The organism is Marinobacter confluentis (assembly GCF_004785685.1).
Classification (GTDB): Bacteria; Pseudomonadota; Gammaproteobacteria; order Pseudomonadales; family Oleiphilaceae; genus Marinobacter; species Marinobacter confluentis.
In genome coordinates, this window is sequence record NZ_SRPF01000061.1 from 1 (window position 1) to 308 (window position 308).

Here is a 308-nt window from a genome sequence, read left to right on the forward strand (position 1 = left end):
CAGGTAGAAATTTTCCAGCTCACCAACCACCACTTTGCCCTTCAGGCGATCTGTACGGCCCTGATTGGCAGCCTGATTATTTTTCGGGGTGACTGTGCAGGCGGGTTTTTCGGGGACCGGTGGGCAGCTGAGTTGCTCTGCCTGTTCGCTGATGGCTTCCAGAATCGTCTCGGTATTTGCCTGGTTCATCATTGCCATTGAACCAAACTGGGTTAACGCTTCGTTCTCAAGGCTGGTGATGCGTTCGCTCTGCTCAGAAACCGACTGAGCCAGCTGGTCGATGTCCTTTTTTTCCACCATGAAATAGC

1 pseudogene is annotated in these 308 nt (G+C 52.6%); it reads right to left on the bottom strand.

What is annotated here, in order from left to right:
• A pseudogene (locus tag E5Q11_RS17820) lies at positions 1-308 on the bottom strand (ATP-dependent zinc protease); the annotation flags it as partial.